Genomic DNA, 17,031 nt, shown 5'->3' with positions numbered 1-17,031 from the left:
GGCGCCGCGTTCCGACAGCCCATGGGGAGCTTTCATCATGACCACCAACCGTGCCCGCCGTACCGTCCGTTCCGCCGGCCTGCTGGCCGTCGTCGCCGCGGCGGCACTGTCGCTGACCGCCTTCCACAGCGGGGGCGACGCCACCGTCGCCGCGGCATCCAAGGCGGCATCCCCCGTCCGCACCCAGCCCCTGCCCGACGGCAGCAAGGCCGAGATCCACAAGCTCGGTGCCCGGCACTACCGGCTCAAGATGGTCCACCGCGGTGACGTGCTGGCCACGATGGAGGCGAACCGCCACGACGCCGGGCTCGACGCCAACGACATGTTCATCGTGCTCACGCCGGACGGCCGGGTGCAGTCCTGGATGGGCGGCGGACACGAGGGACCGGGCACCTTCCGGCTCATGGGCGGCTGGACGGCCAAGGTCACCAAGACCGGTGAGGGCCACTACCGTGCCCGGATCCTCGGCGACGCCGGCGGCGTGTCCGCCACCCTGGACGCGAACGAGCGCGACGCCGGTGTCGAGGTGGACCGTGTCTACATCGTCCTCAGCGCCGGCGGTGTGATCAGCGCCCACGCGTAACCACCGGCGGCCGCCGCCCCTGTCAGTCCCCACCGGTACCGTCGGTTCATGGCTCAGCAGACGGGGACCCCCACCGGCGAACGACGGCTCGCCACCGTCGAAGGCGTGCTCGAACGGATCACCTACGCCAACGAGGAGAACGGGTACACGGTCGCCCGTGTCGACACCGGCAGAGGTGCCGGCGACCTCCTCACCGTCGTCGGCGCGCTGCTCGGCGCGCAGGTGGGGGAGTCGCTGCGGATGGAGGGGCGCTGGGGGTCGCACCCCCAGTACGGCAAGCAGTTCACCGTGGAGAACTACACCACCGTGCTGCCGGCCACCGTCCAGGGCATACGACGCTATCTGGGGTCCGGGCTGGTCAAGGGGATCGGGCCGGTGTTCGCCGACCGGATCACCCAGCACTTCGGCGTGGACACCCTCCGGATCATCGAGGAGGAGCCGAAGCGGCTCATCGAGGTGCCGGGGCTCGGGCCGAAGCGGACCAGGAAGATCGCCGACGCGTGGGAGGAGCAGAAGGCGATCAAGGAGGTCATGCTCTTCCTCCAGACCGTCGAGGTGTCCACGTCCATCGCGGTCCGCATCTACAAGAAGTACGGCGACGCCTCGATCTCCGTCGTGAAGAACCAGCCCTACCGGCTCGCCGCCGACGTCTGGGGCATCGGGTTCCTCACCGCCGACAAGATCGCCCAGTCCGTGGGGATTCCCCATGACAGCCCGGAGCGGGTGAAGGCGGGGTTGCAGTACGCCCTGTCGCAGTCCGCCGACCAGGGGCACTGCTACCTCCCCGAGGAGCGGCTGATCGCCGACGCGGTCAAGCTGCTCCAGGTCGACACCGGGCTCGTCATCGACTGTCTCGCCGAACTGGCCGCGCCGCCCGAGGACGGGGAGGACCCCGGCGTCGTACGGGAGAAGCTGCCCGGGCCCGCCCCCGACGCCGAACCCGTCACCGCCGTCTACCTCGTTCCCTTCCACCGCGCCGAAGTGGCGCTCGCCTCCCAGCTGTTGCGGCTGCTGCGCACCGGCGACGACCGGATGCCGTCGTTCAAGGACGTCGCCTGGGACAAGGCGCTCGCCTGGCTGAAGGACCGCACCGGCACCGACCTCGCCCCCGAGCAGGAGGCCGCCGTCAAGCTGGCGTTGACGGCGAAGGTCGCCGTGCTGACCGGCGGCCCGGGATGCGGCAAGTCGTTCACCGTCAGGTCGATCGTGGAGCTGGCGCGGGCCAGGCGGGCCAAGGTGGTGCTCGCCGCCCCGACCGGCCGTGCCGCCAAGCGGCTCGCCGAGCTGACCGGCGCGGACGCGTCGACCGTGCACCGTCTGCTGGAGCTGAAGCCCGGCGGTGACGCGGCCTACGACCGGGACCGGCCGCTGGACGCCGACCTGGTGGTGGTCGACGAGGCGTCGATGCTGGATCTGCTCCTCGCCAACAAGCTGGTGAAGGCCGTACCGCCCGGTGCGCACCTGCTGTTCGTCGGTGACGTCGACCAACTGCCCAGCGTCGGGGCGGGGGAGGTGCTCCGGGACCTGCTCGCCGAGGGCGGTCCGCTCCCCGCCGTCCGTCTCACCCGGGTCTTCCGGCAGGCGCAGCAGTCGGGGGTGGTGACCAACGCGCACCGGATCAACGCGGGGCAGACCCCCGTCACCGAGGGGATGAAGGACTTCTTCCTGTTCGTGGAGGACGAGACGGAGGAGGCCGGGCGGCTCACCGTCGACGTCGCCGCCCGCCGCATCCCGGCCAGGTTCGGGCTCGATCCGCGGCGCGACGTGCAGGTGCTCGCGCCCATGCACCGGGGACCGGCGGGCGCGGGCGCGCTCAACGGTCTGTTGCAGCAGGCCATCACGCCCGGCCGTCCCGACCTCGCCGAGAAGCGGTTCGGCGGGCGGGTCTTCCGGGTCGGCGACAAGGTCACCCAGATCCGCAACAATTACGAGAAGGGCAAGAACGGTGTCTTCAACGGCACCGTGGGCGTGGTCACCTCGCTCGACCCGGTCGACCAGCGCCTCACGGTGCTGACCGACGAGGACGAGGAGGTTCCGTACGAGTTCGACGAACTGGACGAACTGGCCCACGCCTACGCGGTGACCATCCACCGTTCACAGGGAAGTGAATATCCCGCCGTGGTGATCCCGGTCACCACCGGTGCCTGGATGATGCTCCAACGGAACCTCCTCTACACGGCGGTCACCCGGGCCAAGCAGCTGGTCGTGCTCGTCGGTTCACGCAAGGCGATCGGTCAGGCGGTGCGCACGGTGTCGGCAGGACGGCGCTGTACGGCACTGGACTTCCGGCTCCGCGGCGGCTCATAGGGGCGCATAGGTGACGCGCCGGGGACCATCACGAAAAATGATCGATCAAATGAGTCGTGAAGGTCACAGAGCACTTCCAGATGGCGAGACAAGGGGGCAGGATGAGCAGATTGGCGGCACTGAGTGCCGTCGATGGGCCTAATGGCCGACCCCGAGTGCACTCTCCTGAGCCAAATGGGGGATGGTAGAGACAGTCAGGGCACCTCGAAGATGAGGCACTACGTCGGTGAGGGAAGACGTGAGCGACAACTCTGTAGTACTGCGGTACGGCGACGGCGAGTACACCTACCCGGTGGTCGACAGCACCGTCGGCGACAAGGGCTTCGACATCGGGAAGCTCCGCGCCCAGACCGGTCTGGTGACCCTGGACAGCGGGTACGGCAACACTGCCGCCTACAAATCCGCCATTACCTACCTCGACGGTGAGGCGGGCATCCTTCGGTACCGCGGCTACCCGATCGAGCAGCTGGCGGAGCGCTCCACCTTCCTTGAGGTGGCGTACCTGCTGATCAACGGTGAGCTGCCGACCGTGGATGAGCTGACCACGTTCAAGAACGAGATCACGCGGCACACCCTGCTGCACGAGGACGTCAAGAACTTCTACCGGGGCTTCCCGCGCGACGCCCACCCGATGGCCATGCTGTCGTCGGTGGTGTCGGCGCTGTCCACCTTCTACCAGGACAGCCACAACCCGTTCGACGCGAAGCAGCGCGACCTCTCCACCATCCGGCTGCTCGCCAAGCTTCCGACGATCGCCGCGTACGCGTACAAGAAGTCGGTGGGCCACCCGTTCGTCTACCCGCGCAACGACCTCTCCTACGTGGAGAACTTCCTGCGCATGACGTTCTCGGTGCCGGCGCAGGACTACGAGCTGGACCCGGTCGTCGTCTCGGCGCTGGACAAGCTGCTGATCCTGCACGCCGACCACGAGCAGAACTGTTCGACGTCGACGGTCCGCCTGGTCGGCTCGTCGCAGGCGAACATGTTCGCGTCGATCTCGGCCGGCATCTCCGCCCTGTGGGGCCCGCTGCACGGTGGCGCCAACCAGTCCGTGCTGGAGATGCTGGAGGGCATCCAGGCCAACGGCGGTGACGTCGACTCCTTCATCCGCAAGGTGAAGAACAAGGAGGACGGCGTCCGCCTGATGGGCTTCGGCCACCGGGTCTACAAGTCCTTCGACCCGCGCGCCAAGATCATCAAGTCCGCCGCGCACGACGTCCTCTCCGCCCTCGGCAAGTCCGACGAGCTGCTGGACATCGCGCTGAAGCTGGAGGAGCACGCGCTCTCCGACGACTACTTCGTCTCGCGCAACCTCTACCCGAACGTCGACTTCTACACCGGCCTGATCTACCGCGCGATGGGCTTCCCGACCGAGATGTTCACGGTCCTGTTCGCCCTCGGCCGGCTGCCGGGCTGGATCGCCCAGTGGCAGGAAATGATCAAGGAGCCGGGTTCCCGCATCGGCCGCCCGCGCCAGATCTACACGGGTGTCGTCGAGCGCGACTTCGTGCCGGTCGAGGAGCGCTGACACCAGCCGTCACCGGTCAGGGGGCGCCGCCGTCATCGGTGCCCCCGCCGCACGGACACAGCGGAACGCGGCGGAAACCGTACGGTCACGGCTGAAAACCGCACGCGCACAGCAGAAGGCGCCCTGGAGCGCCGGTCCCCCCACGGGCCGGCGACCAGGGCGCCTTCCCGTGTCCCGGTGCGGATTCCCCCCACGGGATCCGGCCGGGCGCTCGGTATGGCAGCGCCTGAATTCGCTGCTTTGAGCACAACGAGCAGAACTCGCCGTACTACATGTCGTACTCCAGTGATGCGGTGCGGTCTGCCGGGACCCGTACCGCACGGGAGGGCCGCTCAAAGCTTCCCGTCGTACGTGTCCCGGCAACGCATCTCTGAGGAAGTCCCCCAAGACATCCCCAGATGCCAGGTCAGCGCCCCCCAAGACGCTGGTCTGACATCGCCAACTTAGACCTTCGAACCCCTTCGATGGTTACGTTCGCATCACTGTGATCTGCGTCTCTTGCATATGTCCGTTAGATACGCAAGAGCCCCGATACGGCGATCGGAGCTCAAGCGTAAGGATGATGCGCGAGCCTTGTGAAGAGCTTATGTGAGGTGCGCGTTGGACTCCAGGGGGACTTCTGCATCCGCTGCCGCGAACCGGCGGTAACTTTCAGCGGAAGGTGCGCAGCCGCAGGCTGTTGGTCACCACGAACACGGACGAGAAGGCCATCGTGGCGCCCGCGATCATCGGATTGAGCAGTCCGGCGGCGGCCAGTGGGAGCGCGGCCACGTTGTAGCCGAAGGCCCACACGAGGTTGCCCTTGATGGTGGCCAGGGTCCGCCGGGAGAGCCGGATCGCGTCCGCCGCCACCCGCAGGTCGCCGCGGACGAGGGTCAGGTCGCCGGCCTCGATCGCCGCGTCCGCCCCCGTGCCCATCGCCAGACCCAGGTCGGCGGCGGCCAGTGCGGCCGCGTCGTTGACGCCGTCGCCGACCATGGCGACCGTGCGTCCCTCGCGCTGCAGCCGTCGTACGACGTCGACCTTCTCCTCGGGCAGCACCTCGGCGATCACGTCCTGGGCGTCGATCCCGACCGCCCGGGCGACCGCCTCGGCCACCGCCCGGTTGTCCCCGGTCAGCAGCACCGGCGTCAGCCCGAGGTCCCGCAGTTCGCGTACCGCCTCGGCGCTGGTCGCCTTGACCGTGTCCGCGAGGGCGAGAACGGCGCGGGCCTCACCGCCCCAGCCGGCCAGGACGGCCGTACGGCCCTCCTCCTCGGCCCGGGAGCGGGCGGCGGTCAACTCCTGCGGTACGGCGTCGAAGAGGCGCCCCACGGCCACCTCACGGCCGTCCACGCGCCCGCGTACGCCCCGACCGGGTACGTTCTCGAAGTGTTCGGCCGCAGGCAGGGCCCCGACCCGCTCCTCGGCCCCCGCGGCGATCGCCCGCGCCACCGGATGCTCCGAGGCGTGTTCGAGGGCGCCCGCGAGCCGCAGCACCTCGTCCTTGTCGGCGCCGTCGGCGACGTACACCTCCTGGAGGCTCATCCGCCCGGTGGTCACCGTCCCGGTCTTGTCGAGCACGACGGTGTCGACCCGGCGGGTGGACTCCAGCACCTCCGGGCCCTTGATGAGGATGCCGAGCTGCGCGCCCCGCCCGGTGCCGACCATCAGCGCGGTCGGCGTGGCCAGGCCCAGGGCGCACGGGCAGGCGATGATCAGCACGGCGACGGCGGCCGTGAACGCGGCGGCCGTGTCACCGGTGACACCGAGCCAGACCCCGAAGGTCGCGAGCGCGATCAGGATGACCACGGGCACGAAGACGGCGGAGATCCGGTCGGCGAGCCGCTGCACCTCGGCCTTGCCGTTCTGCGCGTCCTCCACCAGCCGTGCCATCCGCGCGAGCTGGGTGTCGGCCCCGACCCGGCCGGCCTCGACGACCAGCCGCCCGCCCGCGTTGACGGTCGCGCCCGTGACGGCGTCGCCCACGGTCACGTCCACCGGCACCGACTCGCCGGTCAGCATCGACGCGTCCACCGCCGAGGCGCCCTCGACCACGGTCCCGTCGGTCGCGATCTTCTCCCCGGGCCGTACGACGAACCGGTCGCCGACCGCCAGCGATGCCACCGGGACCCGGACCTCACGTCCGGCCCGCAGCACCGCCACGTCCTTGGCGCCCAGCTCCATCAGCGCCCGCAGGGCCGCCCCCGCGCGCCGCTTGGAGCGGGCCTCCAGATAGCGGCCGAGCAGGATCAGCGCGACGACCCCGGAGGCGACTTCGAGGTAGATCGAGGACGCGCCCCCCATGCCGCCGTCCGCCCGGGAGACGGTGAACCGGAACTCGTCGTGCATGCCGGCCATGCCCGCGTCACCGAAGAACAGCGCCCACAGCGACCAGCCGAACGCGGCCAGCGTGCCGACCGAGACCAGGGTGTCCATGGTGGCCGCGCCGTGCCGGGCGTTGGTCCAGGCGGCCCGGTGGAACGGCAGGCCGCCCCAGACGACGACCGGAGCGGCGAGCGTCAGGGACAGCCACTGCCAGTTGTCGAACTGCCACGCCGGAACCATGGCGAGCAGCACCACCGGCGCGGCCAGCAGGGCGGAGACGAGCAGGCGATGGCGGAGCGCGGCGAGTTCGGGATCCCGCTCGGGCCGGGCCTGCGGTTCCGGTTCGTCAGCCGGCTCCGGGGGTGCGGGCTGCTCGGCGGTGTACCCGGTCTTCACGACCGTGGCGATCAGGTCGGCGACCTGGACCCCCCCGGGGTATGTGACCTTCGCCTTCTCGGTCGCGTAGTTCACCGTGGCGGTGACGCCGTCCATGCGGTTGAGCTTCTTCTCGACCCGGGCCGCGCAGGAGGCGCAGGTCATCCCGCCGATGATCAGCTCGACCTCGGCCGTCGGGCCGGGGGCCGGCTCGGCTATCTGTGTCTCTGCGGTGGTGGTGCTGGTCATGTCCGGACTCCAGACAACGGACCGGACCGCACGGAGCCAGTATCAGCTGGTCGGCACGGCCCGGCGGAGAGATACGTTTCCGTCGTACGTACTGCGGGTGCTGCGCGTGTTGCGGGTACCGGCCGCGGCTTCGACGAGGTCAGACCCGGCCGGCGAGTTCGAAGCCCGCCTCGTCGACGGCGGCGCGGACCGCCTCCTCGTCGAGCGGGCCCGCGGAGACGACCGTGACCTCACCGCTGGACGCGACGGCCTGCACCGAGCTGACGCCGGGCAGCTCGGAGATCTCGGCGGAGACGGAACCCTCGCAGTGTCCGCAGCTCATGCCGGTCACCTTGTAGACGGCGGTCACGGAATCCTGGGTGTCGGTCTGGGCGGTCATGTCGTTCTCCTCGTGGAGGCGTGTGGGGCCGGTGGGGCCCGCGAGGGAACCCCACTGTTTTGACACTATACCCCTAGGGGGTATTTCTCCAAGAGGGCTCCCGGCGTGCCAGCGAGCGCACCCAGGCGATGCCGAGCAGCGAGACGAGCACCAGCAGACCGACCGAGAACAGTGTGAAGAGGTGCTCCTGTGCGGCCGTGGGGCGCGGGATGTACCCCTCGGCGAACAACCGCCGGTCCAGTCCGGTGCCCGCCAGCTGTGCCACCAGCCAGATCGCGATGCCGTGCGTGGAGTCCCACAGGGCGTGCAGCAGGGCGACACCGAGGTAGGTGCCCACGACCGGGGTGGTGAGGCGGAAGCGGCCGTTCGGGCGGCGGCAGGAGAGCAGGACCCCGCCGGCGATCGCCGTCCACAGGCCGTGCCCGAAGGGGGCCAGTACCCCGCGCAGGATCTCCGTCTCGATCAGCGCCCGCAGGTCGATGCCCTCGGTGGAGACCGCCGCGTTGAAGGCGTAGCCGGCGCTCTCCAGGGCCGCGAAGCCGAAGCCGACGGCGGCGCCGAGCACCAGCCCGGCCCGCATGCCCCGGATCCCGGGCAGCCGGCGCAGCACGAACATCAGCGCGCCGAGCTTCACCGCCTCCTCGATCAGGCCGACGGCGACGAACATCCCCCAGGAGGGGCGGACGAGGTAGGACTCCATCACCGAGGCGCCCAGCACCCCGAGCGTGCCGCCGGTCAGGAAGCAGCCGAGGATCGCGCTGACGCCGAGGTCACGGCCGTGCCGCTCGTACGCCCACAGCACGAAGGCGACCGGGACGAGGAAGCTGCCGAGCAGGATGAGCGTCGGCAGCAGCGTGGTGTTCTTCGTCGCGTACGTCACCACCGCGGTCAGCGCCCACAGGGCCAGCCCGCCGCCGAGGCAGCGCTTCCACAGGCCGGTGCGGATACGGGGGTACGGCGGTGGCGGCTGCTGCGGACCGGGGATACGGGCCTGCGGCCGACGGGGCGACGGAGAGTGGGTCACGGCGGGGTCCCTCTGGGTGCTCCTGCGGGCGCGAGCGGCGCGTGGCGGATCGGGGCTGGCGGAACTGGAGTGAGGCGATTACCCGCACTCTAGGCATATGCGCCGAATGTCGCAGTCCGGAGAGGGGGTGGGGAGCCATCCCGGCCCGGGCGGTGCCCCGCACGGCGTGGATTCGGTGAAAGGCCGGGCGGGGGGTCCGCCGCGCGCACGGACGCGCCGGCAGCCGGTTCCACCGCGCACCGAGGGCCCCGCGGCCGCCGTTCCGCCACCGCCGGCCACGGCGGCGACCGGCCGCGGAGGGCCGGTACCGGTGCTGCACCGCGGCCCTCGTGCCGCTTAGCCTTCGCAGAGCCCCCGGAAGGAGCACGCGCGCATGCGAGCAGTCGTCTTCGACCACTACGGCAGCCCCGCCGAGGTACGGGACGTGCCGGACCCCCGCCCGGCGCCGCACGGAGTGGTGGTCCGGGTCGAGGCCACCGGCCTGTGCCGGAGCGACTGGCACGGCTGGGCGGGGCACGACCCGGACATCACGCTTCCGCACGTGCCCGGCCATGAACTCGCCGGTGTGGTCGAGGAGACCGGCGCCGCGGTGACCGGCCGGCGCCCCGGCGACCGGGTCACCGTCCCCTTCGTCTGCGCCTGCGGCGGCTGCCCGTCCTGCGCGGCCGGCGACCAGCAGGTCTGCGAACGCCAGACCCAGCCCGGCTTCACGCACTGGGGCTCCTTCGCCCAGTACGTGGCCCTGGACCACGCCGACGTGAACCTGGTGGCGATCCCGGAGGGCATGTCGTACGCGACGGCCGCCTCCCTGGGCTGCCGGTTCGCGACGGCGTTCCGCGCGGTGGTGCAGCGGGGCAGGGTCGCGGCGGGGGAGTGGGTGTCGGTGTACGGCTGCGGAGGCGTGGGCCTGTCGGCGGTGATGATCGCGGCGGCGGCCGGAGCGCGGGTGGTCGCGGTCGACGTGTCGCCCCAAGCCCTGGACCTGGCAAGGAGGTTCGGCGCGGCGCACTGCGTGGACGCGGGGGCCGGCGACGACCCGGCGGCGACGGTCCGCGAGCTGACCGCCGGCGGCAGCCACCTCTCCCTGGACGCCCTCGGTTCACCGCCCACCGCCGCCGCCTCGGTCAACTCCCTGCGCCGCCGCGGCCGGCACGTCCAGGTGGGCCTGCTGCCGTCCCCGGACGGCACCACCCCCGTACCCCTGGCCCGCGCGCTCGCCCTGGAACTGGAACTCCTCGGCAGCCACGGCATGGCGGCGCACGCCTACCCCGCCATGCTCGAACTGGTCCGCGCGGGCACCCTCCGCCCCGACCTCCTGGTGACCTCGACGATCACCCTGGACGCGGCCCCGCAGGCCCTGGCGGCGATGGGCGGGGCACGGGGGGCCGGGGTGACGGTCATCGAGCCGTGGGCCTGAACGCCCCGCCGGCCGCGGTTCAGGCGTCTCCGCGGTTTCTGTTGCCCGGCCGGGAGGCGACCCAGGCGCGGACCGTGTCGGCGTACCAGTAGGGCTTGCCGCCCTCGACGTGGTCGGGTGGCGGGAGGAGCCCGTGTTTGCGGTAGGAGCGGACGGTGTCGGGCTGCACCCGGATGTGTGCCGCGATCTCCTTGTAGGACCAGAGCCGTCGGTCGGTCATGAGATGCACCTCCCTGCGCGCACCGCGGGGGCGACCGGAGGCGGTCGTCGGGGGAGCCGGGCGCTGCGCTGGCGATCACAAAGCCTGTGCCCGGTCAACGACGGAGAGTGACTGTGGGCAAGCGGCTGTGGGCCTGGTGTGACCGACAACCCGCGTAGGCGCGACATGTGTGACACAACAGGGGTGTTTGTGACACAGCTGGGGCATAGGCGCGCGTCAGCGTGTCAGCGGGGCGCGTTGACATGTGTGGGCCGGTGTGGGCGGGCCCGCACCCGCCGCCCCGGATCCGGCCTGTCGGCATCGTCTCGTCCGAATGTCCGGACAAACCATTGACACGACCTCCTGTCCAGGACTACAAACCGGGGGAGAGCCGTGACGAAGGGAAACCGATGGCGTACGACCTGATCACCATGGGGCGGATCGGGGTGGATCTCTATCCGCTCCAGACCGGTGTCCCGCTCGCCCAGGTGTCGTCCTTCGGCAAGTTCCTCGGCGGGTCGGCGACGAACGTGGCCGTGGCCGCCGCCCGCCTGGGCCGGAACACCGCCGTCATCAGCCGCACCGGGCAGGACGCCTTCGGCAGCTACCTGCACGAGGCGCTGCGCGACTTCGGGGTGGACGACCGCTGGGTCACCGCCGTGCCCGGACTGAACACCCCGGTCACCTTCTGCGAGGTCTTCCCGCCGGACGACTTCCCGCTGTACTTCTACCGGCAGCCCAAGGCCCCGGACCTGGAGATCGACGCCCACGACCTGGACCTCGACGCCGTCCGGGACGCCCGGATCTTCTGGGTCACCGGCACCGGCCTGAGCGAGGAGCCCAGCCGTACGGCGACCCTCGCGGCCCTCGCCCACCGCGCCAAGGCCGGGACCACCGTCTTCGACCTCGACTGGCGGCCGATGTTCTGGAACGACCCGGAGTCGGCCCGCCCCTTCTACGCCGAGGCCCTCAAGCACACCACCGTCGCCGTCGGCAACCTCGAAGAGGTCGAGGTGGCGACCGGCGTGCGGGAGCCGCAGGCCGCCGCGCAGGCCCTGCTCGACGCCGGTGTCGAGATCGCCGTCGTCAAGCAGGGGCCCAAGGGCGTCCTCGCCGTCAACCGTGACGGCGACTGCGCCGAGGTGCCGCCGCTGCCCGTCAACGTCCTCAACGGACTCGGCGCCGGTGACGCCTTCGGCGGTTCCCTCTGCCACGGCCTCCTCGAAGGCTGGGACCTGGAGAAGATCATGCGGCACGCCAACGCGGCCGGCGCCATCGTGGCCTCCCGCCTGGAGTGCTCCTCCGCCATGCCGACCGGCGAAGAGATCGCGGCCGCGCTCGCCGCCGGAGCGGTGCTGTGAGGGCCGGCCGCGTCGCGGGCGCGCACCACGTCGGCGCAGCCCCCGCCAAGCAGCCGGGCGTGGACATCGCGGCCCTCGTGCACACCCGCACCCACCACCCCGAGGCCATCGCCGAGGCGGCCGCGCGACGAAGCCGCCGTCCGCTCCTCGACGAGGACGGCAGGCTGATGATCGTCGCCGCCGACCACCCGGCCCGCGGCGCCCTCGGTGTGGGCGGCGACAGGCTCGCCATGGCCAACCGGGCGGAACTGCTGGAGCGGCTCTGCCTGGCGCTGTCCCGGCCCGGCGTCGACGGCGTCCTCGCCACCGCCGACATCCTCGACGACCTGCTGCTGCTCGGCGTCCTCGACGGCAAGGTCGTCATGGGCTCGATGAACCGCGGCGGACTGCAGGGCGCCCGCTTCGAGCTCGACGACCGGTTCACCGGCCACCGCGCCGAGGACATACAGCGCCTCGGGTTCGACGCCGGCAAGCTGCTGCTGCGGATCGACTACGACGACCCGGGCTCGCTGACCACCCTGGAGTCCACCGCCCGCGCCATCGACGAAATGGCCGCACGCCGACTGCCGGTCTTCGTCGAGCCGTTCATCAGCAGCCGCACCCCCGAGGGCAAGGTCAGGAACGACCTGTCCGCCGAGGCGGTCACCCGGTCGATCGCCATCGCCTCCGGCCTCGGCGGGAGTTCGGCCTACACCTGGCTCAAGGTGCCGGTCACCGACAACCCCGACGACATGGCCCAGGTCATGGAGACGTCCACGCTGCCCGCCGTGCTCCTGGGCGGCGAAGTGGGCGATGACCAGGACGGTGCGTACGAGAAGTGGCGCAGCGCCCTCCAACTCCCCACCGTGCGCGGCCTGGTGGTCGGCCGCTCGCTGCTGTACCCGGCGGACGGCGACGTGGCCGCCGCCGTGGACACCGCCGTAGGACTGCTGTGAGGCCCTGATGACGACGAACGAGCTGCACCTGAGCAAGGGTTCGACCGCGAACGCACAGTACGTGCTCGACGTCGACCCGAAGCGGGCCGGCTGGGCGCACAGCAGCCTCCGGATCGTCGAACTGCCGCCTGGTGGCAGCCACTTGTTCACCACCGGGGACAGTGAGTGGATCGTGCTTCCGCTGCAAGGCGGTTGTACGGTGCGAACAGAGGGAACAGAGTTCCAGATCCTGGGCCGGGAGAGCGTGTTCGCCGGAGTCTCCGACTTCGTCTACGTGCCCCGGGACACCCAGGTCCAGATCGCCTCCGGCGCGGGAGGCCGCTTCGCCCTGGCAGGAGCGAAGTGCGAGCGACGACTCCCCGCCCGCTACGGCCCCGCGCCGGAGGTCCCCGTCGAAGACCGCGGCAGCGGCACCAGCGCCCGCCGGGTGCGCAACTTCGCCTCCGCGGACGCCTTCGACTGCGACAAGCTCATCGCCGTCGAGGTGATCACCCCCGGCGGCAACTGGTCCTCGTACCCGTCGCACAAGCACGACGAGCACCGGCCCGGCGAGGAGTCGGAGCTGGAGGAGATCTACTACTTCGAGATCGACGGACCGAACGGTTTCGGCTATCAGCGCGTATTCCCCTCCCGTGAGGGCGGTACGGACGTCCTCGCCGAGGTCCGCTCCGGCGACGTCGTGCTGGTCCCCGACGGATGGCACGGCCCGTCGATCGCGCAGCCCGGGCACGACATGTACTACCTGAACGTCATGGCGGGGCCGGGTGAGACGCGGGAGTGGCGGATCTGCTTCCACCCGGCCCACGTAGAAAGCGCAGAGGGGTATCGATGACGATACGGCTCACCGTCGCGCAAGCGCTTGTCCGCTTCCTCGCCGCCCAGTACACCGAACGGGACGGCGAGCGACGCCGCCTGATCGGCGCCACCTGGGGCATCTTCGGCCACGGCAACGTGGCCGGCCTCGGCCAGGCACTCCTGGAGCACGCGGACGAGATGCCGTACCACCAGGGCCGCAACGAACAGGCCATGGTGCAAGCGGCCGTCGGCTACGCGCGTCAGTCGAACCGTCTCGCCACGCACGCCGTCACCACCTCCATCGGCCCCGGCGCCACCAACCTGGTCACCGGCGCCGCCCTCGCGACGATCAACCACCTCCCGGTGCTGCTGCTGCCCGGCGACGTCTTCGCGACCCGCCCCGCCGACCCGGTCCTCCAGCAGCTCGAAGTCCCGCACGCCGCCGACGTGTCGGTCAACGACACCCTGCGCCCGGTGTCGAGGTTCTTCGACCGGATCACCCGCCCCGAGCAGCTGATCCCGTCGGCCCTGCACGCCATGCGCGTGCTCACCGACCCCGTCGACACCGGCGCCGTGACGCTGGCGCTCCCGCAGGACGTCCAGGCCGAGGCGTACGACTGGCCCGAGGAGTTCTTCGCGGAGCGGGTGTGGACGGTACGACGGCCGGGCGCCGACCCGGTCGAACTCGCCGCCGCCGTAAGGGCGATCAGGAGCGCCGGGCGCCCCCTGGTCATCGCGGGCGGCGGGGTCCACCACAGCCGCGCCGAAGCCGTCCTCGCCGAGTTCGCCGAGGCCACCCGCATCCCGGTCGCGTCCACCCAGGCCGGCAAGGGCTCGCTGCGCTGGGACCACCCGCAGGACGTCGGGGGCGTCGGCCACACCGGCACCGCCACCGCCGACGAACTCGCCCGCACCGCCGACCTGGTGATCGGCGTCGGCACCCGCTACACCGACTTCACCACGGCCTCCGGCACCCTCTTCGAGAACCCGGACGTCCGCTTCCTCAACCTCAACATCGCGCCCTTCGACGGCCACAAGCTCGCCGGTCTGCCCCTGATCGCCGACGCCCGCGGCGGCCTCGCCGAACTGACCGAGGCGCTGGCGATGCACGGCCACCGTGTGGCCGACTCCTACGTCACCGAGTACACCGAGGACAAGGAGCGCTGGGAACAGCGCGTCGACGCCTGCTACGAGGCCGAGGAGCCGGACATCCGGCCGACCCAGCCGCAGGTCCTCGGCGCCCTGGACGCGCTCGTCGACGAGACGGACGTCCTGGTCAACGCGGCCGGCTCGCTCCCCGGTGACCTGCACCGGATGTGGCGGACCCGGTCGCGGGACCAGTACCACCTGGAGTACGGCTACTCGTGCATGGGCTACGAGATCCCGGCCGCCATCGGGGTGAAACTCGCGGCGCCCGAGCGGAACGTCTGGGCGCTGGTCGGCGACGGCACGTATCTGATGATGCCGACCGAGATAGTCACCGCCGTACAGGAGGGGATAGCCATCAAGGTGCTGCTCGTGCAGAACCACGGCTACGCCTCCATCGGCGGACTCTCCGAGTCGGTGGGCGGCGAGCGGTTCGGCACCGCCTACCGCTTCCCCTCGGCGGACGGCACCTTCACCGGCGCCCCGCTCCCCGTCGACCTGGCCGCCAACGCGGCCAGCCTCGGCATGCGCGTCCTGCGCGCCAAGACCGTCCGTGACCTGCGCTCGGCGCTCGCCGAGGCGCGGGCCGCCGACACTCCCACATGTGTCTACGTGGAGACCGAAACGGCCGACACTGTGTCGGGCCCGCCTCCCGCGCAGGCCTGGTGGGATGTACCTGTGGCCGAGACCGCGACCCGAGCGTCCGCGGTCAAGGCACGTGAGCTGTACGAACGGCACGTCTCGACCCGACGCCGCCATCTGTGAAGGAGTAACCGGTCATGACGAAGATCGTCAACCACTGGATCGGCGGCAAGACCGTCGAAGGCGCGTCGGGCACGTACGGGCCGGTCACCGACCCGGCGACCGGCGCCGTCACCACCAAGGTCGCGTTCGCCTCGGTCGACGAGGTCGACGCGGCGGTGGCCGCCGCGAAGGACGCGTATGCGACCTGGGGCCAGTCCTCGCTGGCCAAGCGCACGGAGATCCTGTTCCGCTTCCGCGCCCTGCTGGACGCGAACCGCGACGCGATCGCCGAGCTGATCACCGCCGAGCACGGCAAGGTGCACTCGGACGCGCTGGGCGAGGTCGCCCGCGGCCTGGAGATCGTGGACCTGGCGTGCGGGATCAACGTGCAGCTGAAGGGCGAGCTGTCGACGCAGGTCGCCAGCCGCGTGGACGTCTCCTCGATCCGCCAGCCGCTGGGCGTGGTCGCGGGCATCACGCCGTTCAACTTCCCGGCGATGGTCCCGATGTGGATGTTCCCGATCGCCATCGCGACCGGCAACACCTTCGTGCTGAAGCCGTCCGAGAAGGACCCCTCCGCCTCGATCAAGATCGCCGAGCTGCTGGCCGAGGCCGGCCTGCCGGACGGCGTCTTCAACGTCGTGCACGGCGACAAGGTGGCCGTGGACCGTCTCCTGGACCACCCGGACGTCAAGGCCGTCTCCTTCGTCGGCTCGACCCCCATCGCCCGCTACATCCACACCACCGCCTCGGCGAACCACAAGCGGGTGCAGGCCCTGGGCGGTGCCAAGAACCACATGCTGGTCCTCCCGGACGCCGACCTGGACGCGGCGGCCGACGCGGCCGTCTCCGCGGCCTACGGCTCGGCGGGCGAGCGCTGCATGGCCATCTCGGCCGTCGTCGCGGTCGGCTCCATCGGCGACGAGCTGGTGGCGAAGATCCGCGAGCGCGCCGAGAAGATCAAGATCGGCCCCGGCAACGACCCCGCCTCCGAGATGGGCCCGCTGATCACGGCGGTCCACCGCGACAAGGTGGCCTCCTACGTCGAGGGCGCGGCCGCCGAGGGCTGCGAGGTCGTCCTGGACGGCACCGGCTACACCGTCGACGGCTTCGAGGACGGCCACTGGATCGGCATCTCGCTGCTGGACAAGGTGCCCACGTCCGCGAAGGCCTACCAGGACGAGATCTTCGGCCCGGTGCTGTGCGTGCTGCGCGTGGACACCTACGAAGACGGTGTGGCCCTCATCAACGCCTCGCCGTTCGGCAACGGCACCGCGATCTTCACCCGGGACGGCGGCGCCGCCCGCCGCTTCCAGCTCGAGATCGAGGCCGGCATGGTCGGCGTGAACGTCCCGATCCCGGTCCCCGTCGGCTACCACAGCTTCGGCGGCTGGAAGGACTCGCTCTTCGGCGACCACCACATCTACGGCAACGACGGCACACACTTCTACACCCGCGGCAAGGTCGTCACCACCCGCTGGCCCGACCCGTCCGAGGCCCCGGCCGGTGTCGACCTGGGCTTCCCGCGCAACCACTGAGAGTGACCGACTGACCCTGTCGAGGGGGGGGGGGGTAGTGGGGCGCCCGGCTCTTTTTTTTTTTTGGGGTGGGGGGGGGTGTGTGGGGGGGTGTGTATGTGTTGTATTAAGATAGATTGAATGTTGATATATGAAAAAATTACA

General features: G+C 70.8%; 13 protein-coding genes. 9 read left to right on the top strand and 4 right to left on the bottom strand.

The window, feature by feature from the left end:
* Positions 1-37: 37 nt before the first annotated feature.
* The 3 genes from ACWGJB_RS10780 to ACWGJB_RS10770 all read left to right on the top strand — a co-directional run bounded on the left by ACWGJB_RS10780 (position 38) and on the right by ACWGJB_RS10770 (position 4,418).
* Positions 38-583 carry a hypothetical protein gene (locus ACWGJB_RS10780; protein WP_453379827.1) on the top strand — a complete coding sequence of 182 codons (546 nt, stop codon included), beginning with the start codon at positions 38-40 and terminating at the stop codon, positions 581-583.
* Between the two features lie 48 nt (positions 584-631).
* Entirely contained in the window at positions 632-2,890 is a 2,259-nt protein-coding gene (recD2, locus tag ACWGJB_RS10775; protein ID WP_453379826.1) for an SF1B family DNA helicase RecD2, read from the top strand.
* A gap of 238 nt (positions 2,891-3,128) precedes the next feature.
* A complete protein-coding gene (locus ACWGJB_RS10770) occupies positions 3,129-4,418 on the top strand; it encodes a citrate synthase (protein WP_351690840.1) in 1,290 nt (429 codons plus the stop codon).
* Between the two features lie 651 nt (positions 4,419-5,069).
* On the opposite strand, the gene ACWGJB_RS10765 is transcribed toward ACWGJB_RS10770, so the two are convergent.
* The 3 genes from ACWGJB_RS10765 to ACWGJB_RS10755 all read right to left on the bottom strand — a co-directional run bounded on the left by ACWGJB_RS10765 (position 5,070) and on the right by ACWGJB_RS10755 (position 8,752).
* Complete coding sequence (locus ACWGJB_RS10765; protein ID WP_453379825.1) at positions 5,070-7,349, bottom strand: heavy metal translocating P-type ATPase; 2,280 nt, start codon at positions 7,347-7,349, stop codon at positions 5,070-5,072.
* 139 nt (positions 7,350-7,488) lie between these two features.
* Positions 7,489-7,728, bottom strand: coding sequence for a heavy-metal-associated domain-containing protein (locus ACWGJB_RS10760; RefSeq protein ID WP_453379824.1), 240 nt, complete (start codon positions 7,726-7,728; stop codon positions 7,489-7,491).
* Positions 7,729-7,801: 73 nt separating this feature from the next.
* Positions 7,802-8,752, bottom strand: a complete 951-nt coding sequence (locus ACWGJB_RS10755) for a PrsW family intramembrane metalloprotease (RefSeq protein WP_453379823.1) — start codon at positions 8,750-8,752, stop codon at positions 7,802-7,804.
* A gap of 373 nt (positions 8,753-9,125) precedes the next feature.
* Here ACWGJB_RS10755 and ACWGJB_RS10750 point away from each other — a divergent pair, with 373 nt between their 5' ends.
* A complete protein-coding gene (locus ACWGJB_RS10750) occupies positions 9,126-10,169 on the top strand; it encodes a zinc-binding dehydrogenase (protein WP_453379822.1) in 1,044 nt (347 codons plus the stop codon).
* Positions 10,170-10,188: 19 nt separating this feature from the next.
* Here ACWGJB_RS10750 and ACWGJB_RS10745 read toward each other — a convergent pair whose 3' ends face one another.
* Complete coding sequence (locus tag ACWGJB_RS10745; RefSeq protein ID WP_453379821.1) at positions 10,189-10,389, bottom strand: helix-turn-helix transcriptional regulator; 201 nt, start codon at positions 10,387-10,389, stop codon at positions 10,189-10,191.
* Between the two features lie 389 nt (positions 10,390-10,778).
* Between ACWGJB_RS10745 and iolC the strand changes: the two genes are divergently transcribed.
* From iolC to mmsA, 5 genes are read left to right on the top strand one after another with little or no spacing between them, the layout of a single operon-like run.
* Positions 10,779-11,729 carry a 5-dehydro-2-deoxygluconokinase gene (gene iolC, locus ACWGJB_RS10740; RefSeq protein ID WP_453379820.1) on the top strand — a complete coding sequence of 317 codons (951 nt, stop codon included), beginning with the start codon at positions 10,779-10,781 and terminating at the stop codon, positions 11,727-11,729.
* A gap of 59 nt (positions 11,730-11,788) precedes the next feature.
* Positions 11,789-12,664, top strand: a complete 876-nt coding sequence (locus ACWGJB_RS10735; protein WP_453379868.1) for a Cgl0159 family (beta/alpha)8-fold protein — start codon at positions 11,789-11,791, stop codon at positions 12,662-12,664.
* A gap of 7 nt (positions 12,665-12,671) precedes the next feature.
* The gene (iolB, locus tag ACWGJB_RS10730) at positions 12,672-13,496 is read left to right on the top strand and encodes a 5-deoxy-glucuronate isomerase (protein ID WP_453379819.1); all 825 of its coding nucleotides are present in this window, start codon (positions 12,672-12,674) and stop codon (positions 13,494-13,496) included.
* The gene (gene iolD / locus ACWGJB_RS10725) at positions 13,493-15,370 is read left to right on the top strand and encodes a 3D-(3,5/4)-trihydroxycyclohexane-1,2-dione acylhydrolase (decyclizing) (protein ID WP_453379818.1); all 1,878 of its coding nucleotides are present in this window, start codon (positions 13,493-13,495) and stop codon (positions 15,368-15,370) included. Before iolB ends, iolD begins: the two co-directional genes overlap by 4 nt.
* Positions 15,371-15,384: 14 nt before the next feature.
* On the top strand, positions 15,385-16,887 hold the full coding sequence (gene mmsA / locus ACWGJB_RS10720; RefSeq protein ID WP_453379817.1) for a CoA-acylating methylmalonate-semialdehyde dehydrogenase: 1,503 nt from the start codon (positions 15,385-15,387) through the stop codon (positions 16,885-16,887).
* The last annotated feature ends 144 nt before the right edge of the window (positions 16,888-17,031 follow it).

Source organism: Streptomyces sp. NPDC054813, from assembly GCF_053611365.1.
This window is presented reverse-complemented; position numbering and strand designations above follow the sequence as displayed.

Bases quoted from the DNA above. Each gene is read 5' to 3' on its own strand.
- ACWGJB_RS10780 (WP_453379827.1), top strand. From the start codon at position 38: ATGACCACCAACCGTGCCCGCCGTACCGTCCGTTCCGCCGGCCTGCTG.
- recD2 (WP_453379826.1), top strand. From the start codon at position 632: ATGGCTCAGCAGACGGGGACCCCCACCGGCGAACGACGGCTCGCCACC.
- ACWGJB_RS10765 (WP_453379825.1), bottom strand. From the start codon at position 7,349: ATGACCAGCACCACCACCGCAGAGACACAGATAGCCGAGCCGGCCCCC.
- ACWGJB_RS10760 (WP_453379824.1), bottom strand. From the start codon at position 7,728: ATGACCGCCCAGACCGACACCCAGGATTCCGTGACCGCCGTCTACAAG.
- ACWGJB_RS10750 (WP_453379822.1), top strand. From the start codon at position 9,126: ATGCGAGCAGTCGTCTTCGACCACTACGGCAGCCCCGCCGAGGTACGG.
- ACWGJB_RS10745 (WP_453379821.1), bottom strand. From the start codon at position 10,389: ATGACCGACCGACGGCTCTGGTCCTACAAGGAGATCGCGGCACACATC.
- iolC (WP_453379820.1), top strand. From the start codon at position 10,779: ATGGCGTACGACCTGATCACCATGGGGCGGATCGGGGTGGATCTCTAT.
- iolB (WP_453379819.1), top strand. From the start codon at position 12,672: ATGACGACGAACGAGCTGCACCTGAGCAAGGGTTCGACCGCGAACGCA.
- iolD (WP_453379818.1), top strand. From the start codon at position 13,493: ATGACGATACGGCTCACCGTCGCGCAAGCGCTTGTCCGCTTCCTCGCC.
- mmsA (WP_453379817.1), top strand. From the start codon at position 15,385: ATGACGAAGATCGTCAACCACTGGATCGGCGGCAAGACCGTCGAAGGC.